The 17772-nt window shown below is 72.5% G+C and carries 16 protein-coding genes; 5 read left to right on the top strand and 11 right to left on the bottom strand.

Annotation, left to right across the window (positions count from 1 at the left end; genetic code table 11):
* Window positions 1–188 precede the first annotated feature (188 nt).
* The gene (locus tag SM450_RS15165) at window positions 189–434 is read right to left on the bottom strand and encodes a hypothetical protein (protein ID WP_474620373.1); all 246 of its coding nucleotides are present in this window, start codon (window positions 432–434) and stop codon (window positions 189–191) included.
* A 377-nt stretch (window positions 435–811) separates the two neighbouring features.
* On the opposite strand from SM450_RS15165, the gene SM450_RS15160 reads away from it, so the two are divergent.
* Window positions 812–1042 (top strand): GntR family transcriptional regulator, encoded by a 231-nt coding sequence (locus SM450_RS15160; protein WP_474620372.1) that lies wholly within the window; start codon window positions 812–814, stop codon window positions 1040–1042.
* Window positions 1043–1446: 404 nt separating this feature from the next.
* Here SM450_RS15160 and SM450_RS15155 read toward each other — a convergent pair whose 3' ends face one another.
* Complete coding sequence (locus tag SM450_RS15155) at window positions 1447–2565, bottom strand: glycerophosphodiester phosphodiesterase (RefSeq protein ID WP_474620371.1); 1119 nt, start codon at window positions 2563–2565, stop codon at window positions 1447–1449.
* Between the two features lie 106 nt (window positions 2566–2671).
* Here SM450_RS15155 and SM450_RS15150 point away from each other — a divergent pair, with 106 nt between their 5' ends.
* Both SM450_RS15150 and SM450_RS15145 read left to right on the top strand, forming a co-directional pair.
* Window positions 2672–4006, top strand: coding sequence for a TrkH family potassium uptake protein (locus tag SM450_RS15150; RefSeq protein ID WP_474620370.1), 1335 nt, complete (start codon window positions 2672–2674; stop codon window positions 4004–4006).
* Window positions 3996–4664, top strand: coding sequence for a potassium channel family protein (locus SM450_RS15145; RefSeq protein WP_474620369.1), 669 nt, complete (start codon window positions 3996–3998; stop codon window positions 4662–4664). The genes SM450_RS15150 and SM450_RS15145 overlap by 11 nt, the downstream gene beginning before the upstream one ends.
* Before the next feature lie 8 nt (window positions 4665–4672).
* On the opposite strand, the gene SM450_RS15140 is transcribed toward SM450_RS15145, so the two are convergent.
* The 7 genes from SM450_RS15140 to SM450_RS15110 all read right to left on the bottom strand — a co-directional run bounded on the left by SM450_RS15140 (window position 4673) and on the right by SM450_RS15110 (window position 13299).
* On the bottom strand, window positions 4673–6292 hold the full coding sequence (locus SM450_RS15140) for a protein kinase domain-containing protein (protein ID WP_474620368.1): 1620 nt from the start codon (window positions 6290–6292) through the stop codon (window positions 4673–4675).
* A gap of 71 nt (window positions 6293–6363) precedes the next feature.
* Complete coding sequence (locus SM450_RS15135) at window positions 6364–7917, bottom strand: fused MFS/spermidine synthase (RefSeq protein ID WP_474620367.1); 1554 nt, start codon at window positions 7915–7917, stop codon at window positions 6364–6366.
* A gap of 36 nt (window positions 7918–7953) precedes the next feature.
* Window positions 7954–8994: a coiled-coil domain-containing protein gene (locus SM450_RS15130; RefSeq protein WP_474620366.1), complete on the bottom strand. Its 1041-nt coding sequence runs from the start codon at window positions 8992–8994 to the stop codon at window positions 7954–7956.
* A 120-nt stretch (window positions 8995–9114) separates the two neighbouring features.
* Window positions 9115–9924 carry an inositol monophosphatase family protein gene (locus SM450_RS15125; RefSeq protein WP_474620365.1) on the bottom strand — a complete coding sequence of 270 codons (810 nt, stop codon included), beginning with the start codon at window positions 9922–9924 and terminating at the stop codon, window positions 9115–9117.
* Window positions 9917–10369, bottom strand: a complete 453-nt coding sequence (locus SM450_RS15120) for a response regulator (RefSeq protein WP_474620364.1) — start codon at window positions 10367–10369, stop codon at window positions 9917–9919. The genes SM450_RS15125 and SM450_RS15120 overlap by 8 nt, the downstream gene beginning before the upstream one ends.
* Window positions 10366–12060, bottom strand: a complete 1695-nt coding sequence (locus SM450_RS15115; protein WP_474620363.1) for a sensor histidine kinase — start codon at window positions 12058–12060, stop codon at window positions 10366–10368. Before SM450_RS15115 ends, SM450_RS15120 begins: the two co-directional genes overlap by 4 nt.
* Window positions 12061–13299, bottom strand: coding sequence for a PP2C family protein-serine/threonine phosphatase (locus SM450_RS15110; protein ID WP_474620470.1), 1239 nt, complete (start codon window positions 13297–13299; stop codon window positions 12061–12063).
* Between the two features lie 265 nt (window positions 13300–13564).
* Between SM450_RS15110 and SM450_RS15105 the strand changes: the two genes are divergently transcribed.
* A complete protein-coding gene (locus tag SM450_RS15105; protein WP_474620362.1) occupies window positions 13565–15949 on the top strand; it encodes a M28 family peptidase in 2385 nt (794 codons plus the stop codon).
* On the opposite strand, the gene SM450_RS15100 is transcribed toward SM450_RS15105, so the two are convergent.
* Complete coding sequence (locus SM450_RS15100) at window positions 15946–16782, bottom strand: SDR family oxidoreductase (protein ID WP_474620361.1); 837 nt, start codon at window positions 16780–16782, stop codon at window positions 15946–15948. The two genes, SM450_RS15105 and SM450_RS15100, sit on opposite strands and share 4 nt — an antisense overlap.
* Before the next feature lie 63 nt (window positions 16783–16845).
* Here SM450_RS15100 and SM450_RS15095 point away from each other — a divergent pair, with 63 nt between their 5' ends.
* The gene (locus SM450_RS15095; protein ID WP_474620360.1) at window positions 16846–17442 is read left to right on the top strand and encodes a TetR/AcrR family transcriptional regulator; all 597 of its coding nucleotides are present in this window, start codon (window positions 16846–16848) and stop codon (window positions 17440–17442) included.
* 116 nt (window positions 17443–17558) lie between these two features.
* Here SM450_RS15095 and SM450_RS15090 read toward each other — a convergent pair whose 3' ends face one another.
* Complete coding sequence (locus SM450_RS15090) at window positions 17559–17732, bottom strand: hypothetical protein (protein WP_474620359.1); 174 nt, start codon at window positions 17730–17732, stop codon at window positions 17559–17561.
* Window positions 17733–17772: the final 40 nt, after the last annotated feature.

Genomic DNA, 17772 nt, shown 5'->3' with positions numbered 1-17772 from the left:
ACAGGGGAATGTCAGTTGTCGGCTCACGCTAGAAGTGACGTCACCCACGGGCTATGTGGTCGGCGCACACAAGTCTCCGGGGCAGGATGGCCGCACGTTACAACCCCGGACACCACCCCGCACCCGCACCGACCCGGGATGGCCCGGCCCACCACGCGGGGTACGGCCGGAATGTCGGAGCCGACCATTCACCGCACGCCGCAATCCCCGTCGTGGTCCGCCGCACGCGGGCAGCGCCGGCCGCCGTCGAGCACCCGGTCGCACCAGACCCAGTGGCGTACGGACTGCTCGTCCTCCCGCGACACGGTCGTCCCGGTGCGCTCCACGTCGGCCAGGAAGCCGAGCGCCCGGCAGATGGCCCGCGCGAACCCCCGGGCGCCGTCGAGGTCGGCCGCGAGCACCGGCAGGTGTACGACGAACCGCTCCCGGCTCACCGGTGCGCCCCCGGCGCGAGCCGCCTCCGGAGCGCCCGCTTGATCCACTGCCGACGCTCGCGCCTACGCCGCGCGGGTAAGAACAGGTTGCGCACGGGTTCTCCTCCCCAGCCGTTGGAGGCGACCCGCCCACGGATGGGGGACGCGGGCGGGTCGCCGGCACCGAGACCGCAGCCCAGAGCGGCGGTACGACCCCGGAGCCCAATCCGGGCCCGGGCTCCCGAGGTTTGCCGAACCAACCGGAGCCGGACGCGCTTCAACCTACACCAGTATCTGGTGTTGCGCGAGCCTCCACTGTCGAGGCGTTCGCAACTTGTTGCAGTTACTTGTGTAGGTAGGGCAGGATCGGAGGTGCCGAACCAACCGGAGTCCTCACCATGCCCACAGCCGAAGCTCCATTCCGCCGGATCGCCAACGACCTCGCCGCGAAGATCAGTAGTGGCGAGTTGAAGCCCGGCGACAAGCTGCCCTCCACCCGCGAACTGGCCGAGACCTATGAGGTCCACATCAACACGGCCTACCGCGCGATGTCCCTGCTGCACGATCGCGAGCTGATCACCGGCCAGCCCGGTCGCGGCACCTACGTCGCCCAGCCACCGGGACAGTAGCCCTCGCGCCTCCTAGCAACTTGATGGCGTAGACGACTCACGCCCGGACCCGCCAAGCAGGTCACGCCGGGGCCGACAGGTCCGTGGTCACCATTCATAGCGTTCCGCCCACCGGCGGGGTGGCGCGTGGGTGGAACGTCATGGGTGTCTACGGGCCGATGGCCGCGCCCAGGCCGATCCATTCTCGTCATCAAGTTGCTAGGCACCGCACGGGCACTCCCTACGCCCGCCTCCAGAGCTGACAGCAGCAACGACTCGTGCTTCCGATCCTCGTGGCCCGACGCGGCCGGCGGCGCCGACCGGAGGCCGCCAGAGCGAGAGCGGCCCACACCACGAGCCGGACGCGCGTCGGGGCGCCCGCATCGTGCGGACGCCCCAACAAGGCGACGCCGAGGGCCCGGGTGTCAGCGGCCGGCGCGGGCCGCCACGGCGGTGTCGGGCTGGTCGGCGAACGCGCCGTCCAGGCCCAGGTCGAAGAAGAGTTCGTACTCGGAGGTGATGTCGCCGCGCGCGTTCGGGTCGGCGCCGAGCTGGAAGTCACGCGGCAGGAACTGGTTCTCGGCGCGGAACGTCCAGGCGTGCACCACCAGGTTGAGCCGGTGCGCGTCCCGGATCACCGAGGTCGGCGCGAGCAGCCGGCCGGCGCTGTCGCGGGGCACGATCAGGTTCTTGTTCAGGCCGACGCCGTCGGCGTACCGGGACACCCAGGCCAGGCCGGCGGCGGTGGCCAGGTCGGCGTAGGTCCGGCGGTCACCGGCGGCGGTGAAGTCGTAGGGCGCGCCGGTGGCGTCCATGAGCTGGACCAGCCGCACGTCGGTCAGCTTGTCGAGCTTGCGCAGGTTGGCGGTCTCGAAGCTCTGGATGAAGACCGGGTCGTCGCGGTGGGTCAGCCGGTTGCGGCGGAGCACCGCGACGAGCGACTCCTCCAGCGGGCGCCCGATCGAGGCGAAGTAGGTCGGGTGCTTCGTCTCCGGGTAGACGCCGATGGTCCGGCCGCGCGCCTTCGACTCGGCCCGGGCCAGGTCGATGACCTCCTGGAAGGTGGGGATCTCCAGCTTGCCGTCGAACGCGGTGTTTGTCACCCGCACCTGGGGCAGCCGCTCCTTGGCCCGCAGTGTCTTCAGTTCGGCAAGTGTGAAGTCCTCGGTGAACCAGCCGGTGACCGCCACCCCGTCGATGGTCTTCGTCGCCTTGCGGGCGGCGAACTCGGGGTGTGCCGCCACGTCCGTCGTACCGGAGATCTCGTTCTCGTGCCGGGCGACCAGGATGCCGTCCCTCGTCGAGACCAGGTCCGGCTCGATGAAGTCGGCGCCCTGCCGGATGGCCAGCCGGTAGGACTCCAGGGTGTGCTCCGGCCGGTAGCCGCTCGCGCCGCGGTGGCCGATCACGATCGGTCGCTGGGTCGCGCGGGGGCGCTCGGCCCGGGGGTCCGGGCCGGCCTGGGCGGCCACGGCCGGCACCACCACGGCCGCCGCCGCGAGCAGCGCGCCGGCCACGCCGAGGGCGGAAAGGGTACGTCGCAACGCCGTCTCCTGTCGTCGATGGGTACGCACAGCAGACCCGGCGCGGTTGACGGCCAGTTGGTCGGTTCCTGACCTGAGGGTGAATCTCCGGACGGAAGATGACGTGGTGCGCCGTCTGCTCCGGAAGCCGGTACGGCTGGTGCCGCTCGGGTTCCTGGCGGTGATCCTGATCGGCACCGGCGTGCTCATGCTGCCCTGGGCCTACGCCGGGCAGCGATGGACGCCGTTCCTGACCGCACTGTTCACGGCCACCTCGGCGGTCTCGGTGACAGGCATGACGGTGGTCGACACGCCGAACTACTGGAACACCTTCGGCCTCGTGACGATCATGGTGCTGACCCAGCTCGGTGGCCTCGGCATCCTGACCGGCGCGTCGCTTGTGATCCTGGCGGTCTCCCGCCAGCTCGGCCTGCGCAACCGGTTGCTCGTGCAGGCCGAGACCGCCGAGTTCGGCCTCGGTGACGTACGCCGGCTGCTGCTCCGGATCGCGGCCACCGTCTTCGCCACCGAGGCCCTGATGACCGCCGTGATCAGCGTGCGCTTCTGGCTGGTCTACGACTACCCGCCGGGGCACGCGCTCTGGTTCGCCGCTTTCCACTCGGTTCAGGCGTTCAACAACGGCGGCTTCACCCTCTACTCCGACGGACTTGTCGCGTTCTCCCGGGACCCGTGGGTGGTGCTGCCGCTCAGCTTCGGCGCGATCATCGGCGGGCTCGGCTTCCCGGCGCTGTTCGAGGCGGTCCGGGAGTGGCGGCGACCGGGACGCTGGGCGGTCGCCACCAAGCTCACCGTCTGGGGCAGCGTGGTGCTCACCGCCTTCGGCTTCGGCTACCTGCTGCTGGCCGAGTGGGCGAACCCGTACACGGTCGGCACGTACGACGCGCCGGGCAAGGTGCTTGCCGCGTTCGGCCAGATCGTGCTGAGCCGGACCGCCGGATTCGATCTGATCAACGTCGACCGGCTCACCGAGGAGAGCCTCCCGATGCTGATCGGCCTCATGTTCATCGGCGGCGGCAGCGCCAGCACCGCCGGCGGCATCAAGGTCTCCACGTTCTTCCTGCTCGGCTTCGCCATCTGGGCGGAACTGCGCGGCGAGCCGGACACCACGGTGGGCCGTCGCCGGGTGTCCCCAGCCAGCCAGCGGCAGGCGCTGACGGTCGCCCTGCTCAGCGTGGCGCTTGTGGCCGCCGGCACGGTCGGGCTGATCGCGTTCACCTCACACGTGCGCTTCTTCGCCGCGCTGTTCGAGGTCACCTCGGCGTTCAGCACCACCGGGCTCACCGTCGGGCTCACCCGGGAGCTGCCACCGCTCGGCCAGTACGTGCTGACCGCGCTCATGTACGTCGGTCGCGTCGGTCCACTCACCCTCGGTTCGGCGATCGCGTTGAACACCAGGCGACGTCTGTACCGCTATCCGGAGGAGCAACCCATTGTCGGCTAGACACTCGGACGACACCGGCGTGGTCGTGATCGGCCTGGGCCGGTTCGGCTACCACCTCGCCGGGGCGCTGACCCGACTCGACCACGACGTGCTCGCCGTCGACCGGGACCCGGCCCGGGTCCAGCGTTGGGCCGTCGAACTGGACCGGGTGGTGCAGGCCGACGCCACCGAGGAGGTGGCGCTGCGCCAGCTCGGCGTGGCGGACTCCCCGAGGGTGGTGGTCGCCATCGGCGCGTCGGTCGAGGCGAGCGTGCTCACCGTGCTGGCCCTGACCGAGCTGGGCGTCCCGCAGATCTGGGCGCGCGCCACCTCGGAGAAGCACGCCAAGATCCTGCACGCGGTCGGCGCGCACCACGTGGTCTTCCCGGAGGCGGAGACCGGCGAGCGGGTCGCGCACCTGATCGTCAGCCGGATGCTCGACTTCATCGAGTTCGGGGACGACTTCGCGATCGCCAAGGTGCGGGTGCCCGCGCCGCTTGTCGGGCGCGCGCTGCGCGAGATCGCGCCGCGGGACCGGTACGGGGTGATGGTAGTCGGCGCGAAGCAGCCCGGCGAGCCGTTCCGCTACACCGGGCCGGACACCGTCCTGACGCCGGACAGCGTACTCATCGTGGAGGGCAGCATCAGCCAGGTGCAGCGCTTCGCCGAGCTGACCTGACCTGACCGTCAGCCCTTCGGACCCTTGGGACCCTTCCCCTTGGCCTTGGCGGGCTTCGGCGGCTTGGCCTTCGGCGCCGGCTTCGGCTTCGCCTTCGCCGGCCCGCTCTTCGTGGTCTTCGCGACCGGCTTGGCCGGGGCCTTCGTCTTCGGCGCGGTGGTGACCGGCACCGAGCCGGCGATGCCCGACACCTGCACCCCGCAGGGGTGGCCGCCGAGCGTGAACTCCACCGGCAGCGTGTTGCTCCCGGTGTAGCGCCCGGCCAGCGTGAGCTTCGTCGACGCGCCCGGCGCGAGCGCCGGAGCGGACGCCGGAGCCGCGACCGACACCGTCCGCCCCACCTGGCGTACCGCGGGTTGGGCGGTGGTCACGGCCTGCTTGCCGGGGAAGCTGAAGCTCATGGTCCAGTCGCGCAGCTCCCGGGCGCCGGTGTTGGTGAGCGTCAGCTCGGCGGAGAAGTCCTTGCCGGTGTCGCGGCGCAACGAGTAGTCGACCGCGCAGGGCACCGGCTCGGGCAGGCCCATCCGCGCCTCGGTCGGTTCCACCCCGCCGCTGGCCGGGCTCCTCGACGTCAGACCCCACATGGTGGCGGTGACCGCGATCAGCCCGGCGGCGGCCACCCCGGCCTCCACCCGGCGCCGCCGCGTCGCGGACCGCCGGGTCCGGGTGCGGATCGCCGAGTACGGCAACGCGTCGGTCGCCGCCGACCAGGGCAGGATCGTGGTGTTCGCGTTCTCGGCGAGCACCGGGTCGATGTGGCCGAACGCCGGGGACACCGGCACGATCGAGGCGATCCCGACCGCCTCGGCGAGCGTACAAGCCACCTCGGCGGTGACCGGGCGGTCCTCGGGGCGCTTGGCCAGGCAGCGGTGGACCAGGTCGGCGACGGGCGCCGGGAGCCCGGGCACCTGCGGCATCGGGTCGGGGTCGCGGTACATGTGGGCGCGCAGCATCTCGGTGGTGGTGCTGGCCTGCCACGGGAGCCGCCCGGTGAGCATCCGGTAGAGCAGCAGGCCGACCGCGTAGACGTCGGTGGCCGGCGAGACGTGCCCGTTGTCCAGCCGCTCCGGGGCGAGGTAGGCGGGCGTGCCGAGCAACGCGCCGTCCGGGCCCTTGTCGCTCTCCCCCACGAGCGCCGAGATGCCGAAGTCGACGACCTTGACCCCGTTGTGGGTGAGCATGACGTTTCCGGGGGTGACGTCGCGGTGCACGACGCCCCGGGCGTGCGCGGTGGCAAGCGCCGAGGCGACCTCCGCGCCGATGGTCAGCGCCTCCCGCCAGGGAAGCTGCCCGTCCCGGCCGAGCCGGGCGCTGAGCGGGCCGCCGTCGACCAGTTCCATGACCACGTACGGCACGGTCAGCCCGACCTGGATGGACTCGCCGTAGTCGTACACGTTTGTGATGTTGGGGTGGCAGAGCCGCGCGGCGGCCTGCGCCTCGACCCGGATCCGGTGCCGGAACGCCTTGTCGCTGGCGAGCCGCGAGGCGAGCACCTTGACCGCCACCTGCCGGCCGAGCACCTCGTCGTAGCCGCGCCATACCACCGACATGCCACCGGCGCCCAACTGCTCGACCAGCCGGTATCGCTCACCGAGCAGTTGCACGCCGTTCCTGACCGCTCCGCCCATGGTCGGTGCAGTTGCCCGAAGTCGACCCCGCTACACCTGTGCGGTCGGAATCGGTCAGGAAAGTCACCCGTTCAGGCGGTCGCGAGGAGTTGGTCCACAGGCGCGTAGTCGTCCGTGAGCACCCGCGCGTCCCCGACCCAGGCGGCCGTCCGCGCCTCGTCGAGCAGCTCGGCCGGCTCGGGGAGCCGCTTCAGGCCGGGCGGGATCCCGGCCAGCGGCAGCGGCACGTCCGAGGCGACGATCACGAAGTTCGCGCCGTGCCGGCCGGCGATCGCACCAGGCGGGGCGATCAGCGCGACGTGCGCGAACACGGCCGAGACGGTGGCCAGTTCGGCCCGGATGAACCGGTCCGGCGGATAGTCGATGACGTTCTGCACGTAGATCCCGTCCGGGCGGAGCACCCGGCGGATGTCGGCGGCCATCTCCCGGGTGGCCAGGTGCCAGGGCACCACCAGGTGACCGAACGCGTCGCCGACGACGAAGTCGCGGCTGTCGGTCGGCTCGCCGCCGAGCAGCACCCGCGCGTCGCCCACCCGGGCGCGCAGCTTCGGCCCGGTGCGCAGGCCCATCTCCCGCCGGTCCAGCTCGACCAGGCCGCCGTCGACCTCGAAGACCAGGTTGTCGCTGCCGGGTCGGGTCGCGGCCAGGTAGTTGGGCACGGTGAAGCCGCCGCCGCCCAGGTGCAGCGCGTCCATCGGCTGCCCGGCCGGCCGCGCCAGGTCCGCGACCAGGCCGACCCATTGGGCGTACGAGTATTTGAGGTGGGTCGGGTCGGCCAGGTCGACGTAGGAGTGTTCGGCCGAGTTGAGGTAGAGCGTGCGCCCCTCCGGCAACGCCGGGTCCTCCTCGACCCGGGCGCAGTGGTAGGCGGTCTCCACGTCACACGGGTTCGGCGCGGCGGCGGTGAGCCCGGCCGCGGCGAGGCCGAGCAGCGCCAGCGCCGCCTTGGCCCGGCCCGGCGTCGACAGCCCGGTCCCCGAGCGCCGCCGCAGCCAGAACCCCAGCGCCAGCCCGGTCGCGCCGAGCACCGCGGCGAGCGCCAGCACGATCACCGAGCTGGGCAGCGCGGCGACCAGGATGAAGCCGGTGCCCAGCGTGGCGGTGATGCCGCCGAGCGTGCCGATGCTGGAGAGCCTGCCGACCACCTGGCCGGTGCGGCGCAGGTCGGCGAGCTGGAGCTTCACCACGAGCGGGGTGATCCCGGCCAGCAGCGCCGCCGGCAGCAGCACGGTGAGCGCGGTAAGCAGGAGCACCGCGCTTGCCGCGCCGCCCCGCAGCACCTCACCGGCGTACCTGACGATGGGCAGGGTGACCGCGGTGGCGATGCCGGCCAGCACCAGGGCCGGGGCGAGCAGGGCGCGCGGGTCCCGCCGGTCGGCGAGCCACCCGCCCATCCACGCCCCGTATGCGATGGCGGCGAGCGCCATGCCGATGACCGAGCTGGTCACCTGGAGGGTCACCCCGACGTACGGGCCGACCAGGCGCAGCGACACGGTCTCCAGCACCAGCACCGCCCCGCTGGAGAGGAAGACCAGGAAGGCGGCCAGCCCGTTCGGCAGGGCACGCGGCGGGGCCGGCGCCGTGGTTGCCGGTTTCGTGACGATGTCGGACGATGTGCTGCTCACCGTCGCGAGGGTACGCGGCGTTCCTGGCCGTCCGGGTCAGTACATCGAGATATGAACATGGTTTGTGTGGTCGGCGGCCGGGCTGCCGCCCCCGCTGTACGCCCGCCAGCCGGTGTTCGGCATCCAGATCTGCCGATACCAGATCACGTACATGATGCCCAGCTTGCTGGCGTTGTTCTTCGCCCAGTTGGCGAGGCTGTCCCCGTACGACTTGTCGCCGCCGGTGGCCGAGCGGTCCTCGAAGCCACCTGTGGCGGCGGCGAAGTCGCAGGCCCGGCCCTTGGGATGCTCGCCGCCTCCGCCGCTGCGGTGGCAGGAGGCATAGCGCTTGTAACCGGCCGCCTTGGCCTGCTGGAGCATGTGCAACGTGCGCGGGGTGATGCAGCCGCTGGCCGGCGTCGGGTCGTCCACCGAGCAGGACTCCGACGGCCACGAGCCGTCCGAGTTGCGCGGCGCGGGCTTCGCCGAGGAGGAGCCGCCGCTGAAGCCGGAGCCGGCCCCGGAGCTGACCTTGGCCAGCGCCACCTCGGCGTCCTTCTTCTTCCGGGCCAGCACGGCGAGCTGCTTCTGCTGCTCCCGCACCTCGACGTCGATGGCCAGCTTCGACTCGACGGCCTGCGCCTTCGCCTCGGCCAGGTCACCCAGCCGCTTGCTGTCCCGCTGGGCCATCATGTCCAGCTCGGCCGCGCGATGGAGGAAGTCGTCCGGGCCGGAGCTGGCAAGCAGCATCGACACCGGGGTCAGCCGGCCCTGCCGGTAGGACTGCACGGCCACCTCGCCGGCCTGCGCGGTCAGCCCGACCAGGCGTACCTCGATGTCCCTGAGCTGGGTCGCGAGCGCGGCCTGGCGGCGCTTGGAGTTGTCAAGCTTGTTCTTCGCCTCGATGTGACCCTTCGCCGCGGCTTCCAACGCCGCCCGGAGCTGCTTGCTGCCGCCCTCGTCGCCGGCGTTCGGGCTGGGCGCGGCGGCGGCCGGGCCGGCGGCGGCGAGGCCGGCGCCGAGCAGCACGGCCGTCGCGGTGAGCAGCGTCAGCAGCGACCGGCGGACGCGCCGGCCGGTGAGCCAGGTCCTGGGCACGTGATGGTCCTTCCGTCAACCGCCGGTCACGATACCGGACCCGTCGCGCCGCGCCAGATTCGTGACCTCCGATGGCGGATAATGTCGACGCAGCGTGTCGCCACCGTGGCGCAGCGCCGCTCAGTGCGCCAGCAGCGCCGCGTACACCTCGTCCCAGATCTCCGCGCTCGCCGCGACAAGCAGGCCCCGCCCCTCGTCGGCCGGGTGGTAGTCGGTGCCGTCGAACCGGCGGGCCACTCCACCGGCCTCCCGGACCAGCAGCGTGCCGGGGGTGTGGTCCCACGGCAGCGTGCGCCAGAACAGCACGAACTGCTGCGCGCCGGTGAGCATGTCCAGGTATTCCCGGCCGGCGCAGTGCTGACCGGGCAGCAGCTCGCCGATCCGGCGACCACCGGCCTCGACGTCGCGGCGGAAGTTCTCCGGCAGGAACGTCGTCATCGCGGTGCCGCGCATCGCGCCCTGGGCCGGCGCCGGCCCGTCGGTCCGCACCGGCGTGTCGTCGAGCCGGGTGCCCGCGCCGAGCCGGCCGGCCGCCATCGTGCCGTCAAGCGGGTCGTAGACCCAGGAGGCCACCGGTACGCCGTCGGTGAGCAGCGCGGCCATCAGCGCGAAGGGTCGCCGGCCGGCGGCGAAGTTGGACGTGCCGTCGACCGGGTCGACCAACCACACGTCACCGCTGCTCCGCAGGTGCCGGAGCAGGTCCGGATCCTCGGCGACGGCCTCCTCGCCGACCACCACCGAGCCGGGGCGCAGCCGCCGCAGCCCTTCGGAGATCAGCTTCTCGGCCTCGCGGTCGGCGACGGTCACCACCTCGCCGGGCGCCTTCTCGGAGATGTCGGACGGGTCGAGCCGGCGGAACATCGGCACGACCACCTCGGCCGCCGCCTCCCGGAGCAGCGCGGCGACGTCGTCAAGCAGCGAGTCAGCCACGCGGCGGCAGCTTGACCACGCTGACGAAGAACTCGTCGATCTGGCGGACCACCGAGATGAAGCGCTCGAAGTCCACCGGCTTGGTCACGTAGGCGTTGGCGTGGAGCTGGTAGCTGCGCAGGATGTCCTCGTCGGCCTGCGAGGTGGTGAGCACCACGACCGGGATCCGGCGCAGATGCTCGTCCTTCTTGATCTCCTCCAGCACCTCCCGGCCGTCCCGGCGGGGCAGGTTCAGGTCGAGCAGGATCAGGTCGGGCGCCACCGCGTCCGCGTACGGGCCCTCGCGACGCAGGTAGGCAAGCGCCTCGGCGCCGTCGGACACGACAGTCAGGCGGTTGCGGAGCTTGTGCTCCTCGAACGCCTCCTGGGTCATCAGCACGTCGCCCGGATCGTCCTCGACGAGCAGGACCTCGATCGGGCTCTTGCCGTCCGCAGGCGCGGTCATCCCACCGTCTCCTTCATGTCACCGTTTGTATCCTGTCGGTCCCCCGCCGTGGGCGGCTCTTCCGCTGCCGCCCCGTCCGGCTGACCCGCGGCGTCCACCGTCTCCGCGGTCTCCGCCTCTTCGGCGGCCTTCGCCGCCTCGATGTCGGCCGCCAGCGCGGGCAGAGTGAACCGGATGGTGGTGCCCTCCACGGCCTCGGTGTCCACCCAGACCCGGCCGCCGTGGTATTCCACGATCTTCTTGACGATCGCGAGCCCGATGCCGGTGCCCGGGTACGCGTCCTTGGAGTGCAGCCGCTGGAAGATCACGAAGATCTTGTCGGCGAACTCCGGCTCGATCCCGATGCCGTTGTCCCGGCAACTGATCTCCCACTCGCCGTCGACGAGCCGGGCCGACACGTGCACCTTCGGCGGCACGTCGGCGCGACGGAACTTCACCGAGTTGCTTACCAGGTTGGCCAGCAGGTTGGTCAGCAGCGGCTCCTCACCGCTGATCGTCGGCATCCGGTCCCAGGTCAGCTCCGCGTCGGCGTACTGCCGGGCCGCCTCGGTCTGCCCGGCCACGTCACCCATCACCTTGTTCAGGTCGACCTCGGTGAAACCGGTGGTGAGCCGGCCGATCCGGGAGAACGCCAACAGGTCGTTGATGAGCCGCTGCATCCGCTGCGCGCCGTCCACCGCGAACGCGATGTACTGGTCCGCCCGCTCGTCGAGCTGCCCGGCGTAGCGCCGCTGGAGGAGCTGACAGAAGCTTGCCACCTTGCGCAGCGGCTCCTGGAGGTCGTGCGAGGCGACGTACGCGAACTGCTCCAGGTCACGGTTGGAGCGGGTCAGCTCCTCGGCCTGCTTCTGGAGCTGGTCGTTGACCCACTCGATCCGTTCCCGGGCCTGGCGTACCTCGTCCAGGTCCTGGGCGATCTTCTGCCGCATCTGGTCGATGTCGTCGGCGAGCTGGCGGAACTCCGGTGGGCCCGAGCCGGCGATGCGGTGCTGGTAGTCGCCGTCGGCGACCTCCCGCACCTGGCCGACCAGGGCGGCCAGCGGGCGGACCAGGATCCGGTCGAGCGACAGCAGCATCACCGCGCCGGCCACCGCCACCACCAGGGCCGCGACGATCAGCAGCACGACGAGCGCGTTGCTCGTGGCGTTGACCCGGTCGGCGGTTTCCTTCCGGACGGTGAGAATCTCGTCCTGGAGCGTGGTCACCGACGCCCGGATGCCGTCGAACTGCCGCCGGGTCTGGTCGGTGATCAACGCCTGGCCGGCCGCCGGGCCGCTGCGCTCGGTGGTCGTTATCACCGGCTCGGCCACCTGGGCCCGCCACTGCGCGGTCTGCTCCTCGATGACGGCCAGCTCGCGGCGCACGCCCGGGTAGTCGGCGGAGAGCCCACGGATCGAGGTGACCAGGCCCTCCTCGCGCTTGCGGCCCTCCTGGTAGGGCGCCAGGTCGCTGCGGTCGCCGTTCACCGCGTACCCGCGCACCGCGGTCTCCTGATCCAGCAGGGCGCTCATCAGCTCCTGCGCCTGAACCCGCAGCGGGCCGGTCCTGAGCAGCACCGCGTCGATGTTCTGCCGGTTCTTCGCCGCGACCGTCGCCTCCGCGGCGGCCAGCCCGAGCAGCAGCGCCAGGACCACGCCGAGCAGCGCGACCACCCGCCGCCGCAGGGTCCACCCCCGCTGGTACGCCTTCACTCAGCGGCCCCCGCCCCGGGTCACCAGCAACATCGCCACGTCGTCGGCGAGCGGGCCACCGTTGATCTGCTCGGCACGGCCGACCAGCCACGCGGGCAGCTCGGACAGCGGCACCGCCTGGTTGGCCGGGTCGGCGAGCAGGCCGGTGAGCCCCGGCACGTCGAGCCGTTCGTCGCCGCCGTCGACCCGACCCTCGATGAGGCCGTCGGTGTACATCAGCAGGGACCAGTCATCGGTGTCGAACTCCAGATCGAAGGCAACGGGGCGACGGGGGCGGACGCCGAGCAGCAGCCCGCCCTTGGCCGGAACCGGGGCGACCTTACCGCCGCTGAGCAGCAGCGGCGGCGGGTGACCGGCGAGTCGTACGGTGGCCCGCGCGGACGCCAGGTCGAGCCGGGCGGTGGCCACCGTCGCGAAGATCTCCTGGAGCCGGCGCTCGCTCATCAGCACCTGCTCCAGCGCCGGCAGCACCTCGTCGTCGGGCACCCCGGCCAGCACCAGCGCCCGCCAGGCCACGCGCAGCTCGACCCCGAGCGCGGCCTCGTCCACGCCGTGGCCGCACACGTCGCCGACGATCAGGTCGATCCGGTCCGGTCGGGTCTGCACCACGTCGTAGAAGTCGCCGCCGATCAGCGCGGCGTGCCGGCCGGGCCGGTAGAACGTGTGCACCGACACCTCGTCGGTGGTCATCAGCGGCTGCGGCAGCAGGCCCCGCTCCAGGCGGGCGGACTCGGCCTGGCGCAGCTCCACCTCGCGCAGCCGGCGGGCGTTCTCGTCGGCCCGCTTGCGCTCCACCGCGTAGCGCAGCGCCCGGGTCAGCAGAACCCCGTCGACCTGCCCCTTGACCAGATAGTCCTGCGCCCCTTCGGCGACCGCCACGATGCCCAGGTGCTCGTCGGAGCGGCCGGTCAGGACGCAGACCGCGGCGCCGCTCGCCATCTCCAGCACCCGGCGCAGCCCGTCCAGGCCCTGGGCGTCGGGCAGGCCCAGGTCGAGCAGGACGCAGTCGACGCCCATCACCCGTTGCCGGGCCTCGCTGAGGCTTGTGGCCACCAGCAGGTCGATCATCGAGTTGGTCTCGGCGAGCAGCTCGCCGACCAGGAACGCGTCGCCCTCGTCGTCCTCGACCAGGAGCACCCGCAGCCGTTCGCCCGGCGGAAGGCCACCGTGCAGCGCCGCGCCACCTCGGGGCGCGACGGCAGATCCCGGCGCGCCGGCCCCCCGGTGCGACCGGGCCACCGCCGCGAGTCGCGGGAGTTCGCTGGTGATGTCGGGCTCCTTCCGAGTGCCCTTGCTGATCCTGGCGGAGACAACGGTCGCACACAACAGGACCGCCCCCGGTGTGGCGGGTGGGTGACCCGTCCATCCGGACAGCGGTGAGACCGACCCACGATGTTACGCGGGAGCGCTGCCAACCCGGCAGCGCACCGACCGGGGAGTGCCGTCGCGTCCGGCGGGGGTGCAGGATGATGCCCACCCCGTAGATCCACCCCGAGGAGTTCCCGTGGGCGCACCCCCCACCCGCCCCGCCGACCGGGCGCTCACCAGGCCGCGCCGCCGGCTGCCCGCCGCCGTCGCCGCGCTGGTCGCGCTGCTCGCCGTCGGGGCGGGCGTCGTGGTCAGCCTCTCCACCCCGGCCCCGCGCCCGGCGAGCGCGCCGGCCGGCGACTTCAGCGCCGCCCGGGCGTACCGGAACGTCGAGGTGATCGCGGCCCGGCCGCACGTGGCCGGCAGCGCGGAAAACGACCGGGTACGCGAACACCTGGTCGGCGCGCTGCGCGGGCTGGGCCTGGAGACCGAGGTGCAGGACGCGGTGGCGCCCGAGGCCGGTCAGCTCTCCGGCGCGGCCGGCGGGGCGACGCTGGCGCGGGTCCGCAACGTGGTGGCCCGGCTCCCCGGCACCGACCCGACCGGCAAGGTCTTCCTGGTCGCGCACTACGACTCGGTGCAGACCGGGCCGGGCGGCAACGACGACGCCGCCGGCACCGCCACCATCCTGGAGGTGGCCCGGGCGCTCACCACCGGCCCGCGCCCCCGCAACGACGTGGTCTTCGTGCTCACCGACGCGGAGGAGGCGTGCCTGTGCGGCGCCGCCGGCTTCGCCGCCGACCACCCGCTCGCCGCCGACGGCGGGGTGGTGCTCAACCTGGAGGCGCGCGGCTCGACCGGGCCGGTGATCATGTTCGAGACGTCCCGGAACAACGCGAAGCTCGTGGACATCTTCGGCCGGGCCGCGCCGCACCCGGTGGGCACCTCGTTCGCCGTGGAGATCTACCGGGCGCTGCCGAACGACACCGACTTCACCGCGTTCCTCGACCGCGACTTCGTCGGGCTCAACTCCGCCTACATCGACGGTGGCGCGATCTACCACACCCCGCTCGACGTGCCGGCCCGGATGGACCGGGGCAGCCTCCAGATGCACGGTGACAACGCGCTGGGCCTGGCCCGCGAGTTCGGCCGCACCGACCTGGGCGACCTGCGGTCCGGCCACGACGACACCTACTTCCCGGTGCTCGGTCTGCTGATCCGCTATCCCGGTGGGCTGAACCTGCCGCTGGCCGTGGCCGCTCTGCTCGCGGTGGGCGCGCTCGGCTGGTCGCTGCGTCGCCGGGGGCGGGCCACCGCCGGCACGCTCGCCGCCGGCGCCGGCCTGGCCCTGGCGCCGGTCGTCGTGGCCCCGCTCGGCGCCTGGCTGCTCTGGGCCGCGATCGCCACGGTCCGCCCCGGGTACGCCGAGCTGCTCGACCCGTACCGTCCGGGCTGGTACCGCCTGGCCGTGGTGGCGCTCGCCGCCACGGTGGTCCTCTGCTGGTACGCCCTGTTCCGCCGCCGGTTCGGCCCGGCCGCGCTGGCGTTCGGCGGCCTGCTCTGGCTGGCCCTGTTCGGCGTGCTGCTCGCCGTGCTGGTGCCCGGCGCGGCGTACCTGATGACCCTGCCGGCCCTGGCCGGCGCGCTCGCCGGCCTCGCGGCGCTCGCCACCCGCCAGGACGGCCCGTGGCCGGTGGCCGCGGTGACGCTCGCCGGCGCGGTCGCTGTGATCATTCTGCTGCCCACGGTGGTGCTGCTCTTCCCGGCGCTCGGCATGGGCATGGGCGCGGTGGCCGCGCTGTTCGCGGTGCTGCTCGGCCTGGCCGCGCTGCCCGTGGTGGACCTGCTGCACCCCCGGGCCGGCGGCCAGCGCGGCCTGTTCGCGCTGCGCGCCCGCCGCCTCGGCGCGCTGCCGGCCGGGGCCGCGTTCGTGGCGGCGGTGGTGTTCGCCGGGGTCGGCCTCGCCGTCGACCGTTTCGACGCCGACCATCCCGTGCCCACCCACCTGATGTACGCGCTCGATGCCGGCACGGGCAAGGCGGCCTGGCTCAGCCACGAGGAGGTGCCACAGCCCTGGACCGACAGGTACGTCGACCGGAACATCTCGGTGGCCGACGACTTCCCCGGGATCGGCGACGGCGAGTTGCGCGCCGGCCCGGCTCCGGCGGCGTCCCTGCCCGCGCCGAAGGTGGAGACGCTCGCCGACGACCGCACCGGCGACCAACGGGTGCTGCGGGTGCGGGTTTCGCCGCAACGGTCGGTACGCCTGCTCACGCTGCACGTGGACACGCGCACCGCCACCGTGCGGTCCGCCTCGGTGGCCGGACGGGACGTGCCGGTCAAGGCGCGCGACGGTCGGTGGGGCTTCGGCATCGTGTTCCACGCGCCACCGCCGGAGGGGGTGGAGGTCACGTTGACGCTGGTGCCGCGGGGCGAGACCGTGACGGTGCGCGCGATGGACGCCAGCGACGGGTTGTCCGCGCTGCCCGGGTTCCGGGCCCGGCCGGCGAACGTGGGCGTGGTCGGCTCGCACAGCTCGGAGATGCTTGCGGTGGCGCAGACGTACACGCTCCAGCTCTAGCCGGACGTTCCGGGGGCGGGCACCGCGTGCTCGGCGGCGCGGCTGACCCGCTCCCAGCCGGCCCAGGTGTCCATCCGCCGGCGGGAGATGTCGAACGCCAGGTCGTACACCATGCTGCCGAGCAGCAGCCGCAGCGGCGGGTCGTCGCTGTCGACGAGTCGCAGCAGAGCCTCGGCGGCCAACCGGGGCTCGCTGTCGACGGAGCCTTCCGCCCACTGTCGCTCCAGCTCGGCGCGGAGCGGCGCGTACGCCTCCATCGGGGTGGTGGCGCTGACGCTCGTGTAGAGGTCGGTCCAGTAGCCGCCCGGCTGCACGATGCTGACCTTGACGCCGAAGGCCGCCGCCTCCGCCGCCAGGGCCTCGCTCATGCCCTCCAGGGCGAACTTGCTCGCGCTGTACATGCCGGTGCTCGGGAAGCCGCCGAGCGCGGCGATGCTGGAAACCTGCACGATGTGGCCGGACCGTTGGGAGCGCAGGTGGGGCAGCACGGCCTGGCCGACCCACAGCGCGCCGAAGACGTTCACCTCGAACTGGGCCCGCGCCTCGGCCTCGGTGAACTCCTCGATCATGCCCATGGACAGGGTGCCGGCGTTGTTGACGACGACGTCGAGCCGGCCGAAGTGCTCGACCGCGGTGGCCACGGCGGCGAAGACGGCCGCCCGGTCGGTCACGTCGAGGGGCAGGGTCAGCAGCCGGTCGCCGTGCCGCGCGTCGAAGTGGTCCCGGGTGACGGTCCGGGCCGCGGCGACGACCCGGTCGCCACGGTCGAGCGCGGCGTCGACGAACGCGCGGCCCAGGCCGCGGCTGGCGCCGGTGATGAACCAGGTCCGCATGACGGGTTTCCCTCCAACCAATGAGACGAGACGGTTCGTCTCGTTACGGGGTACGGTACTCCCATGACGCCGCCGCACACGACCCGCCGGCGGGAGGCTTCCCGCCACGCCATCCTCACCGCGGCCTTCGACCTGCTCCAGGAGGTCGACTATGCAAAGGTGAGCATCGAGGGCATCGCCGCCCGCGCCGGCGTCGGCAAACAGACCATCTACCGCTGGTGGCCCTCCAAAGGCGCGGTCATCCTCGAAGCCTTCCTCCTGCTCAGCGAGGGTGCCGAGGGTGAACCGCCACGGCTGCCGGACACCGGCGACCTGGCCGCCGACCTGACCGAGGTGCTCCGCGCCACCGTCGCGGAGCTGACCGACCCCCGGTACGAGCCACCGATGCGGGCGCTGGCCACCGAGATCGCCCACGACCCCGAACTGGCGACGGCCTACCACGAACGGTTGGACGGACCGCTGCGGGAGGCCAAACGGCAGCGCTTGCGCAGCGCCCAGCAGGCCGGGCAACTCGCCGAGGACGTCGACCTCGACATCGCGGCGGACATGATCTGGGGCCCGCTGTTCCGGCGCTGGCTCCACCGAAGCGGACCACTCACGACCGACTACACCGACCGACTCGTCGCCACCGCCCTCGACGGGTTGCGGCCCCGCCGGTGACTCTTTCAACAGGGGAAGGGCCGTTCCGGGTGGTCGAGGGCACCGGCATCACCCACCTGGCCTACCGGGTACGGCATTCCGCGTGATCCTTTGCTGTCCCGCCTTCCCGGGGCGAGTCAGATCGAACGGCGCGCGATCCGCGGCCGTTTGGGTGGCCGGAGGTGCTGCTCCTTGTGCTGTCGAACCATCTCGTCCCACACGTCCTGGGGGAAGTCGGGGTCGGGCGGTATCCACCTGTGCGAGTTGTCGGAGTAGTGGAACTTGTCGTCACCGGGGTTGATCACGCTCATCGGATCCACCCGAGGAACCGTCGGTGGAGAGCTCCGGCGG

It is taken from the genome of Micromonospora marincola, assembly GCF_056150385.1.
Note: the sequence above shows the minus strand (reverse complement) of the source record. Positions and strands in the feature narration are given on the sequence as shown.

What these genes read in the sequence shown, in the direction of transcription:
- SM450_RS15090 (WP_474620359.1), bottom strand. Translation starts at nt 17,732, where the DNA reads ATGAGCGTGATCAACCCCGGTGACGACAAGTTCCACTACTCCGACAAC.
- SM450_RS15095 (WP_474620360.1), top strand. Translation starts at nt 16,846, where the DNA reads ATGACGCCGCCGCACACGACCCGCCGGCGGGAGGCTTCCCGCCACGCC.
- SM450_RS15140 (WP_474620368.1), bottom strand. Translation starts at nt 6,292, where the DNA reads ATGGGCGGAGCGGTCAGGAACGGCGTGCAACTGCTCGGTGAGCGATAC.
- SM450_RS15160 (WP_474620372.1), top strand. Translation starts at nt 812, where the DNA reads ATGCCCACAGCCGAAGCTCCATTCCGCCGGATCGCCAACGACCTCGCC.
- SM450_RS15100 (WP_474620361.1), bottom strand. Translation starts at nt 16,782, where the DNA reads ATGCGGACCTGGTTCATCACCGGCGCCAGCCGCGGCCTGGGCCGCGCG.
- SM450_RS15120 (WP_474620364.1), bottom strand. Translation starts at nt 10,369, where the DNA reads ATGACCGCGCCTGCGGACGGCAAGAGCCCGATCGAGGTCCTGCTCGTC.